This window comes from Pseudomonas algeriensis, assembly GCF_048847255.1.
GTDB lineage: Bacteria > Pseudomonadota > Gammaproteobacteria > Pseudomonadales > Pseudomonadaceae > Aquipseudomonas.
Genome location: NZ_JBKKRK010000001.1, coordinates 533,837 through 548,025 on the forward strand (window position 1 = coordinate 533,837; position 14,189 = coordinate 548,025).

General features: G+C 61.5%; 15 protein-coding genes. 11 read left to right on the forward strand and 4 right to left on the reverse strand.

Annotation, left to right across the window (positions count from 1 at the left end):
- Window positions 1-60 precede the first annotated feature (60 nt).
- The gene (locus tag ACLK1G_RS02160) at window positions 61-927 is read left to right on the forward strand and encodes a LysR family transcriptional regulator (protein ID WP_420763904.1); all 867 of its coding nucleotides are present in this window, start codon (window positions 61-63) and stop codon (window positions 925-927) included.
- Window positions 928-1,031: 104 nt separating this feature from the next.
- Here the strand turns inward: ACLK1G_RS02160 and ACLK1G_RS02165 are convergent, their stop codons facing one another.
- Together ACLK1G_RS02165 and ACLK1G_RS02170 are read right to left on the reverse strand one after the other, a co-directional pair.
- Window positions 1,032-1,883: a CAP domain-containing protein gene (locus ACLK1G_RS02165; protein ID WP_420763905.1), complete on the reverse strand. Its 852-nt coding sequence runs from the start codon at window positions 1,881-1,883 to the stop codon at window positions 1,032-1,034.
- A gap of 195 nt (window positions 1,884-2,078) precedes the next feature.
- Window positions 2,079-2,852 carry an L-iditol 2-dehydrogenase gene (locus tag ACLK1G_RS02170; protein ID WP_420763906.1) on the reverse strand — a complete coding sequence of 258 codons (774 nt, stop codon included), beginning with the start codon at window positions 2,850-2,852 and terminating at the stop codon, window positions 2,079-2,081.
- A 213-nt stretch (window positions 2,853-3,065) separates the two neighbouring features.
- On the opposite strand from ACLK1G_RS02170, the gene ACLK1G_RS02175 reads away from it, so the two are divergent.
- From ACLK1G_RS02175 to ACLK1G_RS02185, 3 genes are all read left to right on the forward strand, one after another.
- On the forward strand, window positions 3,066-4,007 hold the full coding sequence (locus tag ACLK1G_RS02175) for an AraC family transcriptional regulator (RefSeq protein WP_420763907.1): 942 nt from the start codon (window positions 3,066-3,068) through the stop codon (window positions 4,005-4,007).
- Window positions 4,008-4,082: 75 nt separating this feature from the next.
- Window positions 4,083-5,309 carry an RtcB family protein gene (locus ACLK1G_RS02180; protein WP_420763908.1) on the forward strand — a complete coding sequence of 409 codons (1,227 nt, stop codon included), beginning with the start codon at window positions 4,083-4,085 and terminating at the stop codon, window positions 5,307-5,309.
- 11 nt (window positions 5,310-5,320) lie between these two features.
- Window positions 5,321-5,956: a hypothetical protein gene (locus tag ACLK1G_RS02185; RefSeq protein ID WP_420763909.1), complete on the forward strand. Its 636-nt coding sequence runs from the start codon at window positions 5,321-5,323 to the stop codon at window positions 5,954-5,956.
- Between the two features lie 89 nt (window positions 5,957-6,045).
- Here the strand turns inward: ACLK1G_RS02185 and ACLK1G_RS02190 are convergent, their stop codons facing one another.
- On the reverse strand, window positions 6,046-6,951 hold the full coding sequence (locus ACLK1G_RS02190; RefSeq protein WP_420763910.1) for a LysR substrate-binding domain-containing protein: 906 nt from the start codon (window positions 6,949-6,951) through the stop codon (window positions 6,046-6,048).
- Window positions 6,952-7,106: 155 nt separating this feature from the next.
- On the opposite strand from ACLK1G_RS02190, the gene ACLK1G_RS02195 reads away from it, so the two are divergent.
- The 7 genes from ACLK1G_RS02195 (at window position 7,107) to ACLK1G_RS02225 (ending at window position 12,607) form a co-directional block, all read left to right on the forward strand.
- Window positions 7,107-8,231: an NAD(P)/FAD-dependent oxidoreductase gene (locus ACLK1G_RS02195; RefSeq protein ID WP_420763911.1), complete on the forward strand. Its 1,125-nt coding sequence runs from the start codon at window positions 7,107-7,109 to the stop codon at window positions 8,229-8,231.
- Complete coding sequence (locus tag ACLK1G_RS02200) at window positions 8,221-8,550, forward strand: (2Fe-2S)-binding protein (protein WP_420763912.1); 330 nt, start codon at window positions 8,221-8,223, stop codon at window positions 8,548-8,550. The genes ACLK1G_RS02195 and ACLK1G_RS02200 overlap by 11 nt, the downstream gene beginning before the upstream one ends.
- On the forward strand, window positions 8,543-9,916 hold the full coding sequence (locus ACLK1G_RS02205; protein WP_420763913.1) for an FAD/NAD(P)-dependent oxidoreductase: 1,374 nt from the start codon (window positions 8,543-8,545) through the stop codon (window positions 9,914-9,916). The genes ACLK1G_RS02200 and ACLK1G_RS02205 overlap by 8 nt, the downstream gene beginning before the upstream one ends.
- Window positions 9,913-10,263 carry a RidA family protein gene (locus tag ACLK1G_RS02210; protein ID WP_420763914.1) on the forward strand — a complete coding sequence of 117 codons (351 nt, stop codon included), beginning with the start codon at window positions 9,913-9,915 and terminating at the stop codon, window positions 10,261-10,263. The genes ACLK1G_RS02205 and ACLK1G_RS02210 overlap by 4 nt, the downstream gene beginning before the upstream one ends.
- Window positions 10,264-10,405: 142 nt before the next feature.
- On the forward strand, window positions 10,406-11,188 hold the full coding sequence (locus ACLK1G_RS02215) for an ABC transporter substrate-binding protein (RefSeq protein WP_420763915.1): 783 nt from the start codon (window positions 10,406-10,408) through the stop codon (window positions 11,186-11,188).
- 68 nt (window positions 11,189-11,256) lie between these two features.
- On the forward strand, window positions 11,257-11,682 hold the full coding sequence (locus ACLK1G_RS02220; RefSeq protein WP_420763916.1) for a GlcG/HbpS family heme-binding protein: 426 nt from the start codon (window positions 11,257-11,259) through the stop codon (window positions 11,680-11,682).
- A gap of 91 nt (window positions 11,683-11,773) precedes the next feature.
- Window positions 11,774-12,607 (forward strand): AraC family transcriptional regulator, encoded by an 834-nt coding sequence (locus ACLK1G_RS02225; protein ID WP_420763917.1) that lies wholly within the window; start codon window positions 11,774-11,776, stop codon window positions 12,605-12,607.
- Window positions 12,608-12,613: 6 nt separating this feature from the next.
- On the opposite strand, the gene ACLK1G_RS02230 is transcribed toward ACLK1G_RS02225, so the two are convergent.
- Window positions 12,614-14,149, reverse strand: coding sequence for a glycoside hydrolase family 10-like protein (locus tag ACLK1G_RS02230; RefSeq protein ID WP_420763918.1), 1,536 nt, complete (start codon window positions 14,147-14,149; stop codon window positions 12,614-12,616).
- Between the last annotated feature and the right edge of the window lie 40 nt (window positions 14,150-14,189).

The following is a 14,189-nucleotide window of genomic DNA, read 5'->3' on the forward strand; positions in this document are numbered from 1 at the left end:
GGATTGTTCTGTGAATTTTAAAGGTAGAATCAATTGATCCAATAATTTTATGAGCGGGCCATGAACGTATCCTTCCGCCAGTTGCGTGCGTTTATCCTGATCGCTGAAACGTCCAGCTTTACCCGCACCGCCGAACAGCTGCACCTGTCCCAGCCGGCGCTGAGCTACAGCATCCGCAAACTCGAAGAAAGCATGGGCCTGCAATTGCTCGCGCGAAACACCCGCAGCGTCGAGCTGACCCCGGCCGGCGAGCATTTCCTGCCCCAGGCCCGGCGCATGCTTCGGGACATGGACGATGCCGTGCGCGACGCCCGCGACACCCTCAGCTTGAGCCGGGGCACGCTCAGGCTCGCAGCGTTGCCGACCGCTGCCGCGTCGTTCCTGCCGGTGGTCATCGCTTCTTTCCAGCGTGAGCATCCGGGCGTGAACGTGCATCTGCTGGATGGCCGAGCGGGGGAAATCATGGGCTGGGTGCAGCGTGGCGAGGTGGATGCCGGCATCAGTTCACTGCCGGACGACCTGTCTGGCTTGAGCTTCGAGCGCCTGTTGGATGACAACCTTGTGCTGCTGAGCCACAAGGATCATCAACGCGATTGGACGCAGCAGCCTTATATCGCCCTGACGCCGGACACCAGTATCCGGCCGCTGGCTGACGCTGCGTTGCGTTACCTGAATATCGATCCGTTGCCCGCCTGGGAAGTGGCGCATATGAGCACCGCCACGGCCTTGGTGCGGGAAGGGCTGGGATTTTCGCTGTTGCCGGCCAGTTGCACGGCGGTGTTCAACATCGGCGAGCAATGCGCCGTCACCGCCATCGATCAACCGGCAAAACGTTCGATTGGCCTGCTGCAGCGCAAGCCAGTAGCCCCGTCACCGTCGTTGAGCCAGTTCATGGGGCATGTGCGGCAGGTATTGCGACTGCAATGAGGGCCGATGCGCGGCCTTCGCGAGCAGGCTCGCTTGCACAGGGGAAAACCGCAATCCATGTGGGAGCGAGCCTGCTCGCGAAGGCGCAAGGTCGATCAATACAATTACTGAGTGCCAAACATCGCCGTCCAATAGATGCCCGCATCGCTCTTCGGGTCCACCGCATACCCGGCGCCCAGTTCGCGATATTGCGGATTCATCAGGTTGGCGCAGTGCCCCGGACTTGCCAGCCAGCCGTCCACTACCTTCAGCGCGGTGTCCTGGCCGGCGGCGATGTTTTCGCCGATGGCCTGGCCCAGGTAACCCGCCAATTCAGCGCGATCGCCCGGCATGCGTCCGTCACGGTCCTTGTGATCGAAGAAATTGTTGTTGGCCATGGCCCGGGTGTGATTGACAGCGGCCAGGGCCAGCGTGGCGTTCCAGGCCAGCGGCGTCGTGGCGCTGAACGCATCGGTGCCGCAGCGGCGCGGCTGTGCGCGGGCGCTGTTGATCAGTTTGAGCAATTTCTGCCCTTCGGCCTGCCAATCACCCAGGCGCGCCGATAACAGCGGGCGGGCGAGCACGATGCGCCACTCACGGTCCAGGCGACTGACGCCGATATCGACAAATTGTGGGTCCAACACAACTTGGCAGAAGCTTTCCTGTACAGCCTTCATTGCCGCTTGGGCGTCGCGCGGCCCGGACAGGCTGATGGCCTGCACGTTGACCATCGGGTAGGCTGCTCGCGCCAACGCCTGTTGCAGATCGCCAATGCCATTGGCCGACAGGATCAACCGCGAATCCATCGCCAGCGGTGGCAATTCCAGGGACGCCTGGCCCGCGCAGCTTTGGGACTGGCTGCGGTAGAGGTTGATGGACTCGACCAGTTGCGTCTCCTCGGTGGCTGCGGCGCTGGTGGCAAACGCCAGTCCCAGCGACAGCGCGGCAAGACGCATGACGGAAAAAATGGCACGCATGTAAATCTCCCTTGAGCGGACGGCGCCTATGATGCGCAATTTTTGCCCCGCTGGGGCAACGGTATTCACGCTCTCTTGAAATCCCTTGCAACGGCACCGTTTGGTACCGTTTGGGACGATCCTCAAGTAGTCGGATCAATTTTCAGGCGATTAGGTCCATTTTCGTCGTCTCAAGGCCATAAAACTTCCAGCGCGTCAGCTCATCCAGTTGCCTCCGTCGACGTTGTAGGTCTGTGCCACCACGTATTCGCTTTCCGCCGACGCCAGGAAAATCGCCATGCCGACCAGGTCCTGGGCCGTGCCCATCCGGCCATACGGGACCTGTTGCCCGACCAGCCGCTTCTTTTCTCCCAACGGCAGGTTCTCATGGCGCGCGAACAGCGCGTCGACGCCGTCCCAATGTTCGCCATCCACCACGCCAGGGGCGATGGCGTTGACGTTGATCCGGTGCTTGATCAAGTCCAGCCCGGCGGACTGGGTCAGGCTGATCACGGCAGCCTTGGAGGCACAATAGACCGCCACCAGGGCCTCGCCGCGCCGGCCGGCCTGGCTTGCCATGTTGATGATCTTGCCGCCGTGGCCCTGGCTGATCATCTGCCGAGCGGCGGCCTGCAAGGTGAACAAGGTGCCGGCGACATTGATGGAAAACAGCCGTTCGTAGCTCTGGCGCGTGATTTCGACGACGGGCGCGAGGTCGAACAGGGCCGCGTTGTTGATCAGGATATCCAGCTTGCCCGCACGGGCCACGACTGCGTCGATGGCGCCATCGATTGACGCCTGGTCAGTCACGTCCATTTTGACCGCAAAGGCGCTGTCGCCCAGTTCATTGGCGGTGGCTTGGGCACGTTCGAGGTCGATATCGGCAATCGCCACCGTCGCGCCTTCGTTGATATAGGCCTGGGCAAACGTGCGTCCGATGCCGCGGGCGGCGCCGGTCACCAGGGCGCTTTTTCCTTCCAGTCGTTTCATGGGGAAGTCCTGTCATTGTTAGGGGCAGACCGATTACAGCAGCGCGGGCGGAAGCCGACAAACGCCAGTGGGGCTGAAAACTGATACTTTTTTAACGCGATCGACTACCCCAGCGCCCGTGTTAAAAAAGTATCGGTGCGCGGTCGCGACGACGCTGGCGAGGCCCTAGGCACTCGGCGTAAGGTGCCCGCAATAACGAGAAAGAGGCGCGACATGCCTGACCACCGAACGCTGCTGTACGATCACCGGCCTGCCGAGCTGGAAGTCATCCTGACCGAGCCCGAGCACAGTTTTCGCTGGTACGAACACGATTATCCCTATCCGCTGGCACGCTGGAACCATCATCCGGAGTTTGAAATCCACCTGATCCGCCAGGGCAGCGGCAGGTTGCTGGTCGGTGACTACATGGGCCCTTTCGGGCCAGGCCATGTGGCGATGATCGGGCCGGATTTGCCTCACGACTGGATCGGCGATGTCGCACCCGGGGAGCAGTTGGTCGGGCGCGACGTGGTGTTGCAGTTCGACGGTGCCACGCTGTTGTCGTTGCGCCGGACCTTACCTGAACTGGGGGATCTGCAGCGATTGTTCGAGCGGGCCAGACGTGGCCTGGCCTTTAGCGGCGGCACTGCGCGCCGTGCCGCGCAACTGCTCGAAGCGATCGGCCCGGCCAGGGGGCTGGCGCGACTGGCGCTGTTTCTCGAACTGCTCGACACCCTTGGCCATGCCGGCGACGGCGAGGCCTCATGCCTGGCCAGTCCTTGCTATGCGCCGGTCCTTGACGCACGCAGCTCGGAGCGCATCCAAAAAGCGTTCGAATACCTGCAAGCCGAACTCACGGGCGACCTGAGAGTGTCAGAGATCGCCCAGCAACTGGGCATGAGCGAGCCCGGGTTCTCTCGGTTCTTCAAACGCATCACCGGGCACGGGTTCATCGACCTGACGCGCAAGCTCCGGGTCCAGCGCGCCTGCCGGTTGCTGTCGCAGAGCGAAATGGCGGTGACCGACATCTGTTTTGAAGTCGGTTACAACAACCTGTCCAACTTCAATCGGCACTTTCGCGTCGAGATGAACCAGACGCCCAGCGAGTATCGCCACAGCCTCGAGGCAGGCTCGCCACATCCCGTCACGCAATCGCATTCGACAGACCGCACCTGAATCTGCGTTCATGGCCGGTGTCGAAAATCATGAACCGGCAATCAAGCCGGTTCGCCTACAGACAGTGCTCCGGTCATGCAAGAAAACACCTACGATCTGCTGGAAGTCGCCAACGGCAAGCCCATCAAGCTCTGGACCCAGGGCGTCCCGGTGGAGCCCGAGGCCCGACAGCAATTGATGAACACCGCGAAGATGCCGTTTATCTTTAAGCACTTGGCGGTGATGCCCGATGTCCACCTCGGCAAGGGCTCGACCATAGGCAGCGTGATCCCGACCGTGGGGGCAATCATTCCCGCTGCGGTGGGGGTGGACATCGGTTGCGGCATGATTGCGGCCCGTACTTCACTGGATGCCGCCGATCTGCCCGACAATCTCCAGGCCCTGCGTAGCGCCATTGAAAAAGCCGTGCCCCATGGCCGCAGCCTCAGCCATGGCGGGCGCGACAAAGGCGCCTGGAGCAACGTCCCACGGCACGCGGACCAGGCGTGGTCCGTGCTGGCAGCGCGGTTCAAGGCGATTACCGACAAATACCCGAAGCTGGCCCGCACCAACAATCGCCAGCACCTCGGGACCCTGGGCAGCGGTAATCATTTCATCGAGGTGTGCCTGGATGAGGCCAATCGGGTCTGGTTCATGTTGCACAGTGGCTCCCGGGGCGTGGGCAACGCCATCGGCAACCTGTTCATCCAGCTGGCCCAGGCCGATATGCGCCAACACCTCGCCAATCTGCCGGATCGAGACCTGGCCTATTTTGAAGAAGGCAGCCGACATTTCGATGACTACGTCGAAGCGGTGGGCTGGGCCCAGGATTTCGCCCGGCAGAACCGGGCGTTGATGATGGACGCCGTGATACAGGCCACGCGACAGGTGATCAGCAAACCGTTCGATGTGGCTTTGGAAGCGGTGAACTGCCATCACAACTATGTGCAGAGGGAGCGACACTTCGGACGCGAGGTGCTGGTGACCCGCAAAGGCGCGGTATCGGCGCAAAAAGGCGAACTGGGCATTATTCCCGGCTCGATGGGCGCCAAAAGTTTCATCGTGCGGGGCCTGGGCAACGAGCAATCGTTCTGTTCGTGCAGCCACGGGGCCGGTCGGGTCATGAGTCGCACCGAAGCAAAAAAGCGTTTCACCGTCGACGACCAAGTGCGCGCCACCGCCCATGTCGAGTGCCGCAAGGACGTCGCCGTGATAGATGAAATCCCCATGGCCTACAAAGACATAGAAAAGGTAATGCATGCACAACGTGAACTTGTCGAAGTGCTGCATACACTGCGTCAAGTGGTGTGCGTCAAGGGTTAGCGGAGCTCGTCATGTTGAGGATCGTTGAACAGTCGACCAGTGATGCGTTGCGCCAGCGGATGGAGAAAGCCGGTTGCGCGTTTGATTTCCTGGTCTTCGCGCCCGAGGCGGTTGATACCGTCGACCAAGCGCTGCATGGCCAGGCGGTAGACCGGCTGTTCCAGCACATCAAGGCTCAATGGTTCGAACAGCACCGTCAGTTGGTCGTGGATCCGTCCGTTGCCGACGTCCCGCCTCCAAACATGAACTGGGACTTGGCCAAAGCCCGGCCCAGAGCGCTAGGGCGCGATGAGATCCTTCAACTGGTGCGTGTTGAAAAGACCGGGCGAAACCCGGAATCCTTCGCTTTGTACGACGCGTTCTGCGAGCCACCCTATGGCACTCGCTTCGTTGACGACACGCCCCAGGCGCTGTTCAAGGAATGGCTTGACCTGTTGGGGCTTGCACCGGATGCCCGCGTGGTGGTGGTGGACTGGGTCGATAATTTCAACTTCAACGGGTTGGCCAGCGACGAGCCCGACCCGGCCCGGGACCCCTGGAGTGATTATTTCGACGATGGCATGGAATGGTGGGGCGTTTGGTGCCTGAGTATCTGGAACCCCGAGCGTCGCACGCTGGGGGTGCTGGCGGCGAGCACGACGGATTGAGGCCCCCACGGTTTTTGCGGCAGTTCAGTTTTGGTGTCTAGTGATCCATCAAGTCTTCACTGATTTGCCCAATGGATCCATTGAGCCAGCTAAAACCGATACGCCGCCGGCACCTGCGCCTCGATGAATCGCTGCATGTGTTCCAGAAAGCACGCCTGCAATTTCGACAAGGGTCCCTGAATCGGCAGCAACATGCTGAAGTCCATTTCAATCGCCGGCTCGAAGGCGCGGAAGACGATGCCGTTGCCCCGGTATTCGACCGCGCTGATGGCGTCCACCAACGCAACGCCCAGGCCTTGCTCGACGAAGGTGCACATGGGCTGGGAAAGCTGCGTCTCCAGGCGCAATTCACGTTCCACGCCGTGTGCGGCGAAGATCGCGTCGATGTGCTGGCGAGAACCAATGGACTGCGGATAGGAGATGAACCGCTCACCGTGCAGGTCTTGCGGCACGATCATCCGGCGATCCGTCAGACGATGGCCAGCGGGAAGGGCGCAGAGCATCCGTGTCGCCAGCAGTTTTTCAGCGCGGGGACTCGGGTAGGTGTTGGGCAGGACGATCAAGCCCAGGTCGCAACGCTGGCCCACCACCAGGTCCACGACTTCCCGCGAGGATTGCACCACCAGGGAAACCTGCACCTGGTCATGCTCGGCCATGAACGCTGCGATGGCCCGTGGCAGGAACGACAAGCCCATGGCCGGCGCGCAGGCGATGTGCAGCGATCCGCGCTTGAGGTTGCGGATGTCCTGTGCGGTCCGCGCGATGCGTTCCACGCCCAGCAGCGACCGCTGCACCTCCTGATAAAGCGTCATGGCTTCGGCGGTGGGTTGCAGCCGCCCCTTGATCCGGTCGAACAGGCTGAAGCCGATGTCTTCTTCCAGGCTGGCGATCAGCCGGGTCGCGGCGGGCTGGGAAATGTGCAGCATCTCGGCGGCGCGGGTCACCGTCTGCCCCAGGATCACTGCGCGAAAGGCTTCGAGCTGACGAAGGTTCATGGGCTTACCTATCCATAACAAAAAGACATGAACTGGACAAAATAAAGCATTTTTCACGAGCGCGGCAGCGCCCTAGCATCTTGTCCATCAAAGCATGTGTCCGAAATAAAGGCCTGTGCCCCCTGCGAGAAGCACCTCCACGGTAAAGAGCTGCCATGCAAAAAACTGATGTCATCATCGTCGGCGGTGGGTTGGTAGGTATGTCCATCGCTTATGGCCTGGCCCTGCTCGGACGCCAGGTGAGTGTGCTCGACGAGGGCGACGATGCCATACGCGCCGCCCGGGGCAACTTCGGTTTGCTCTGGGTCCAGGGCAAGGGTTTTGGGATGAGTCCTTATGCGCAATGGACCCGTGAGTCCGTGGCGCTGTGGCCACGCTTCGCCGCTGCGTTGCAGGCCGATACCGGCATCGATATCCACCTGCGCCAGCAGGGCGGTTTCCAACTGTGCCTGAGCGACGCGGAAATGGCCGAGGAGGCCGCGCGCCTTGGCTGGCTGCGCGAAGCCCTTGACGGCGATTACCCCTACGAACTGCTGGCACCGGCACAACTGCGCAGCCGTCTGCCCGGCATCGGGCCAGACGTGGTGGGCGGTTGCTTCTCGCCCATGGACGGTCATGTGAATCCGTTGAAACTGTTGCGTTCGCTCTACGCCGCATGCCAGGCCCGGGGCGTAACGTTGATCAATGGTCATCACGTCGATGCAATCGAACCCGATGCCAGTGGTTTTCGGCTACGTGCCGGCGACCAGCACTGGTCGGCCCGGCAGGTTGTCCTGGCCGCTGGCCTGGGCAATCGGAGCTTGGGTGAAATGGTTGGTCTGGATGTGCCCGTGCAACCGAACCGAGGGCAGATCCTGGTGACCGAGCGCCTCAAGCCCTTTCTCGATTACCCCACCACTTACGTGCGTCAGACCGACGAGGGCACCGTGCAATTGGGCGATTCCCATGAATCGGCAGGTTTCGACGATGGCACCGGTAGCCAAGTCATGGCTGCTATCGCGAGGCGCGCGGTGCAATGTTTCCCGCTGTTGGGTGACGTGCGGCTGGTGCGTGCCTGGGGCGCGTTGCGGGTGATGAGCGCGGACGGGTTCCCCATCTACGAAATGTACCAGGGCTGCCCCGGGCTGTCGGTCGTCAGTTGCCACAGTGGTGTGACGTTGGCCGCCGCTCATGCCCTGCGCCTGGCCCCGTGGATTGCCGGTGAATTCGATGACCCGGCCGTGAAGCCATTCGGCTTGCACCGCTTTAGCTCATCCGTGGAGGTACGCCATGCTGGCTGACAGCCTTTTCAGACCTTTGGCCGCTGCGCAGCACAATGTGTTGATCGAATTCGAAGGCCAACCGTTGAGCGTGCCGGGGAATGTCTCGCTGGCGGCCGCCTTGCTCGCCAGCGGCGTCCGCCATACCCGCGAAAGCGCCATCAACGGCAGGCCCGGGGCGCCGTATTGCATGATGGGCGTGTGCTTCGAATGCCTGGTGCAGGTGGATGACCAGGCCAACGTCCAATCCTGCCTGGTGGCCGTGCGCGCCGGCATGCGCGTGCGCCGTCAATGTGGCGCCGCCAGCCTGGTAACGGGCCGGGAGCAAAGCGATGAGTAACGTCGCGATCGATCTGGTCATCATCGGCGCCGGACCTGCCGGCATGAGCGCGGCGCTCGAAGCCCGGTCCCGTGGATTGTCAGTGGTGGTACTGGACGAACAGGCCAGCCCCGGCGGGCAGATCTATCGCCAGGTCCTTCACGCCGATGCCCGCAGCCGCGCGGTCCTGGGTGAGGATTACCGCGTGGGCGCTGGATTGGCGGCGGAATTCATGCAGTGTGGAGCCCGCTATTTGCCCAACGCGGCAATCTGGCAAGTCACACCGCAGCGCGCGGTTCATTACCTGATCGACGGCCGTGCGCGAGTCTTGCAGGGGCGCCATCTGCTGATTGCCACCGGCGCCCTCGAACGGCCGATGCCGATTCCCGGCTGGACCTTGCCCGGGGTGATGACCGCCGGCGCGGGGCAGATCTTGCTCAAGAGCGCGGCGATGGTTCCGGCCGGGCCCGTGGTTCTGGCAGGTTGTGGTCCGCTGTTGTACCTGCTGGCAGTGCAGTACCTGCGGGCCGGGATCGTCATCGACGCGCTGGTCGATACCAGCCATCGGCGCGATCTCATCAAGGCCTGGCGTGAGATACCCGGGGCGCTCCGTGGTTGGCGTGACTTGCTCAAGGGGGCGGGGTTACTGGCTGAATTGAAGCGTGCCGGTATCCGCCATTTTCGCGGTGCCGCTCATTTGCGCATCGAGGGCGAGGATCGTGCCAGGGCGTTGAGTTTCGACAGTGGCGGGCGGCATCACCAGGTAGGTGCCGAGCTGATTTTGTTGCACCAGGGCGTGGTCCCTCATACGCAGGTCAGCCGGTCGCTGCGCCTGGAACATGACTGGAGCGAGTCGCAGCTGTGCTGGGTCCCGCGCCGCAATGGCTTTGGCGAAACCAGTGCTCCTGGCATCTTCATTGCCGGTGACGGCGGTGGCATCGGCGGCGCCCAGGTGGCGCGACTCGAAGGGCGGTTGGCGGCGCTGGCCGTGGCCGGATGTCAGGAGCCCGCGCGTCGCGTCCAGAAGGCATTACGCCGCGCCCGTGCGGCGCGGCCATTGATCGATGCCCTTTATCGCCCATCGACGCAGAGCTGCGTTCCCGCCGATGACGTCACGGTGTGCCGCTGCGAAGAAGTCAGCGCCGGTGATATCCGCCGTCATGTCGACCTCGGCTGCCTGGGGCCCAACCAGACCAAGGCCTTCGGCCGCTGCGGCATGGGCCCGTGCCAGGGCCGCCAGTGTGGCTTGACTGTCACGCAGATCATCGCCGCCCATCGCCGGGTTTCACCCGCCGAGGTCGGCGACTACCGCATCCGTGCGCCCCTCAAACCCATCACGCTGGCCCAACTGGCCGGCGAAAGCCACTCATTGGAGCAACTGTCATGACCATCCAACGTATCGAAAGCAACCCGCGCCTGAGCCGTAGCGTCGTGCACAACGGCGTGGCCTGGCTCAGCGGCATCGTCGCCGCCGATTGTTGCCAGGACATCGAGGGCCAGACCCGCCAGGTGCTGCAACGGGTCGATGAACTGCTCGCCGCGTCGGGTAGCGATAAACGTCGGCTGCTCAGCGTGCAAATCTGGATGAAAGACATGGGGCGCGATTTCGCCGCGATGAATGCGCTGTGGAGTGATTGGGTCGAGGCCGCGCATACCCCGGCGCGGGCCACCGCACAGGTGGCGTTCGATGACCCGCAGATCCTGCTGGAACTGATCGTCACCGCGGCGGTGTAACACCGCCGGACCGCTGTGCTGCCGTTCCCGGGCAAGACGACCACCAGAGCCGTCGCCCGCGCTTGTTCACGTTGCTGCTGCCATAACGGACGGCTTCCCCCGGAGCGTCCGAAATCAATAACATCGCATCCGGAGCTAATGAATGAACATCAAACGCATTGCACTTAACCTGGGCATCGTCTCGTTGCTGGCGTTCGGCGCCAACCTGCAGGCCGCGCAGACTTCGTTGCGCATCGGCATCGAAGCGGCCTATCCACCGTTCGCCTCTAAAACCCCGGACAACGCCATCGTGGGTTTCGACTACGATATCGGCCAGGCCTTGTGCGCCGAGATGAAGGTCCGTTGTGAATGGAAAGAGCAGGAGTTCGATGGCTTGATCCCGGCGCTCAAAGTGAAGAAAGTCGACGCGGTGATTTCCTCCATGTCGATCACGCCGGAGCGGATGAAATCGGTCGACTTTACCGACCGTTACTACCGAATCCCGGCTCGCCTGGTGTTTCGCAAGGGCAGCGGCATCAACGCGATTCCCGCGCAGCTCAAGGGCAAACGAATCGGCGTGCAACGGGCGACCAACTTCGATCGCTACGTCACCGACAAGCTTGCCCCGGCCGGCGCCGAAGTCATCCGCTACGGTTCGCAGAACGAGATCTTCCTCGACCTGCTGGGCGGCCGTCTGGACGCGACGATGGCCAGTTCGGTCGTCATCGACGAAAGCTTGCTCAAGCGGCCGGAAGGCAAGGATTTTGAATTTGTCGGACCCAATTTCGTCGAAGAACAATACTTCGGCACGGGCATCGGTATCGCGGTGCGCAAAAACGATCCGCTGGCGAGCCGCTTCAACCGGGCCCTGGCAACCATTCGCGCCAATGGCACGTACGATCGGATTCGCCAAAAATATTTCGATTTCGATATCTACGGTGAATAATCAGCGCATTGTCCATGGCCTGTAGGCGCTGGCCGGCAGGCCTCATGTTCCATAACTCGGGGTGATTCATGAAAACCAAAGCGGTACTCACGGAACAGGACGTTGCACAACTACTGGTGGCGGCCAAGGAGCTTGCTCACCAGCGCCAATGGGCGGTGTCGGTGTGTGTGGTGGACGATGGCGGGCATCCCCTCGGGCTGCTGCGTCTGGACGGCGCGTCGCCCTTGTCGACCTACATCGCCACCGAAAAAGCCCGCACCGCCGCCATGGGACGGCGTGACAGCAAGGCCTTCGAGGACATGATCAACGGCGGCCGCCTGGCCTTCCTGAGCGCGCCGCACTTGCAGGGCATGCTCGAGGGCGGCGTGACGATCCGCCATGACGGCCAATGCATCGGCGCCATCGGGGTTTCCGGTGTGAAGGCTGAGGAAGATGCGGAGCTGGCGCGGTTGGCGGTGGAGACGGTGCTGCCGGTAATCACGCCCGATGCATGATGCTATTTCCCCTCGGTCTGCACAAATCTTCCAGACAGAGGCCCGAGCAGCCGTTAATCTGCCGGAGCACATCGACTAGACGGAAAGAAACATGACAGCGCGCAACTGGATCGATCTCAAGCAGGACGCCACGTCCGGCATCGAGACCGTGCGCGCGCATTTCGAGGGGCATGCCTACGATCCGCATTGGCACGACGCCTACCTGGTGGGCGTGACGGAGCAGGGCGTGCAGCAGTTCCATTGTCGCCGACAACAACACACCAGCACGCCTGGCAAAGTGTTCCTGCTCGAGCCCGGCGAACTGCATGACGGTAACGCCCCTCACGAACACGGTTTCACCTACCGCACGTTGTATCTCGAACCGCAATGGCTGGAGCGCGAACTGCGCTCGCTGTTCGAAGAAGCGCCGGACAACGCCCGCCTGGGCTTCGCCGCAACCCTCAACGACGACGCACAACTGGCGCGCGCCACCGCCACGGCTTTCCAGAGCTTGCATGAACAGGACATCTTGATCGTGCGCCAAACCGCCCTCGACATGCTGCTGTCCAACCTCACCCAACACCTGCACTGGCGCGCGCGGATCAATCCCGACCCGCGCTTGCCGCTGGTGGCGCAGCAGGCCCGCGACTACCTGCACAGCCATTTGAGCGAGGACATCGGCCTCGACGACCTCGCGCGGGCCACCGGTGTGGATCGCTTTCGCCTGAGCCGCGCGTTCAAAACCGCTTTCGGCCTGGCGCCCCATGCTTACCTGATCCAGCTGCGCCTGGCTCGGGCGCGACGTCTGCTGGCCCGTGGCGAAAGCGCCGTGGCGGTGGCTGCGATGCTCGGTTTTGCCGACCAGAGCCACCTCGGCCGTTGGTTCCAGCGTGCCTATCGCATGAGCCCGGCGGACTATCGCAAGCGAGCACTCCGGAACCAATGAACCGGTTCATTCGCTTTGTTGCGGTACAAGGGCGCTCCAACGGGCGAGCGCCATGACGCTTTCATTGTGGTTGCGATCAAGTGCTGTCACGGCATACATCATCCCCTCGGAACTCGACGGTGACGTATCCACCCAACACTGTTGTGTTCCCGCGCTGCGCACCGTAGCGATCAGATTTTCAGGATTGTCGATCATGACTGACTGATTGCACGCGAATCTGTAAATCGCGTAATACACGGTCCCCTCGTCATTTCCATCCACCCATCGAAGTTCAACCCCTTGCGACGCCGTGCGGCATTCCGGCTCTATGGGTGGGGCGGGGGACTTTGTGCCTTTCCACGGCATGGAAGGAACGAGCGCCAGGGTTGGCCATATACTTTGCTTGATCACACCTGTCGCGGGCAGCACCGCCGGGGCATGGAAGAATGACGCTCGAAAAAGAACGCTTCCGTGAACGCCCTCCGATGTGAGGTTCCACAGGAGTTGGCTACCGATTTCAGTCGTGCCATTTTCCACGAGCCACTGTGGTTCCGCACTGCTGGCGACTCCTACTTTATAGAGTGCCATGCCGATATATAGATGCACACTTTTGCCGCGAACGACACTTGCCCACCAGTTCGAAATAATGTCGTACTGCACTATTCTGCGCGTCAGCGGCCAATACACTTGAGGCGCGATATAGTCGAGCAGTTCATCCAATACCCACTGTCTCGTATCGGCGAACTGCTTATCGTAGGTGGGACTGCCGGCCGTGGTATCCGACCCCTCTATATCGTCTCTTTGGTTGCGCCATACTCCTGCGGGACTGACACCGAACTTGACATGTGATTTCGAGGCTCGTATTCGCCTGGAAAGCAGGGCTATCATCTCGGTGATATTATTTCGGCGCCAATCGCCCTTGTCTTGAAAGGCATTACCATACTTCGCAAAAGTGTCCGCATCATCAAGTGGCGAGTCTGGCGTTTCGTAATAGAAATAATCATCGAGGTGAACGCCATCGATGTCGTAGTTGTCGACCACTTCCATGATGCCTTGAATAACCCAATCCCTTGCCTCTGGAACCCCTGGGTCCAGCACGAATCGCTGCGCGGCGATGCGGACCCAGTCAGGATTCGACGAGTAAACACTGACGGGCGAGGCGGGGGGCACGTTACTCAACGCCTCGACAGTGCTTTGTCTTGTATTCATGGAGACTCTGTATGGGTTGAACCATGCGTGCAGCTCCAAATTGCGCAGGTGTGCCTGCTCGATAGCGAACTGCAATGGATCGTAACCGGGATCCTGGCCAAAAGTGCCAGTAAGATAGGCCGACCAAGGCAGTACTTGCGAACGGTAGAATGCATCGCAAGCCGGTTTGACCTGAAAGAACACCGCATTGAGCCGCAGCTTGACTGCCTCGTCCAGCAGGTTTTTGAGTTCGTTCTTTTGTTGGTTGATGCGTGCCTGAGGATCAACAAGCGAGAGGGAGTTTTTTGATGGCCAGTCGAGATTGATTACTGTCGAGATCCACGTGCCTCGAAGATGGCGCTTGATGTTAGTCAAAGTATTACTCCCCGCAGAAAATATGATGTGTGCGGACAGG

Bases quoted from the DNA above. Each gene is read 5' to 3' on its own strand.
- ACLK1G_RS02160 (WP_420763904.1), top strand. From the start codon at position 61: ATGAACGTATCCTTCCGCCAGTTGCGTGCGTTTATCCTGATCGCTGAA.
- ACLK1G_RS02165 (WP_420763905.1), bottom strand. From the start codon at position 1,883: ATGCGTGCCATTTTTTCCGTCATGCGTCTTGCCGCGCTGTCGCTGGGA.
- ACLK1G_RS02170 (WP_420763906.1), bottom strand. From the start codon at position 2,852: ATGAAACGACTGGAAGGAAAAAGCGCCCTGGTGACCGGCGCCGCCCGC.
- ACLK1G_RS02175 (WP_420763907.1), top strand. From the start codon at position 3,066: ATGCCTGACCACCGAACGCTGCTGTACGATCACCGGCCTGCCGAGCTG.
- ACLK1G_RS02180 (WP_420763908.1), top strand. From the start codon at position 4,083: ATGCAAGAAAACACCTACGATCTGCTGGAAGTCGCCAACGGCAAGCCC.
- ACLK1G_RS02185 (WP_420763909.1), top strand. From the start codon at position 5,321: ATGTTGAGGATCGTTGAACAGTCGACCAGTGATGCGTTGCGCCAGCGG.
- ACLK1G_RS02190 (WP_420763910.1), bottom strand. From the start codon at position 6,951: ATGAACCTTCGTCAGCTCGAAGCCTTTCGCGCAGTGATCCTGGGGCAG.
- ACLK1G_RS02195 (WP_420763911.1), top strand. From the start codon at position 7,107: ATGCAAAAAACTGATGTCATCATCGTCGGCGGTGGGTTGGTAGGTATG.
- ACLK1G_RS02200 (WP_420763912.1), top strand. From the start codon at position 8,221: ATGCTGGCTGACAGCCTTTTCAGACCTTTGGCCGCTGCGCAGCACAAT.
- ACLK1G_RS02205 (WP_420763913.1), top strand. From the start codon at position 8,543: ATGAGTAACGTCGCGATCGATCTGGTCATCATCGGCGCCGGACCTGCC.
- ACLK1G_RS02210 (WP_420763914.1), top strand. From the start codon at position 9,913: ATGACCATCCAACGTATCGAAAGCAACCCGCGCCTGAGCCGTAGCGTC.
- ACLK1G_RS02215 (WP_420763915.1), top strand. From the start codon at position 10,406: ATGAACATCAAACGCATTGCACTTAACCTGGGCATCGTCTCGTTGCTG.
- ACLK1G_RS02220 (WP_420763916.1), top strand. From the start codon at position 11,257: ATGAAAACCAAAGCGGTACTCACGGAACAGGACGTTGCACAACTACTG.
- ACLK1G_RS02225 (WP_420763917.1), top strand. From the start codon at position 11,774: ATGACAGCGCGCAACTGGATCGATCTCAAGCAGGACGCCACGTCCGGC.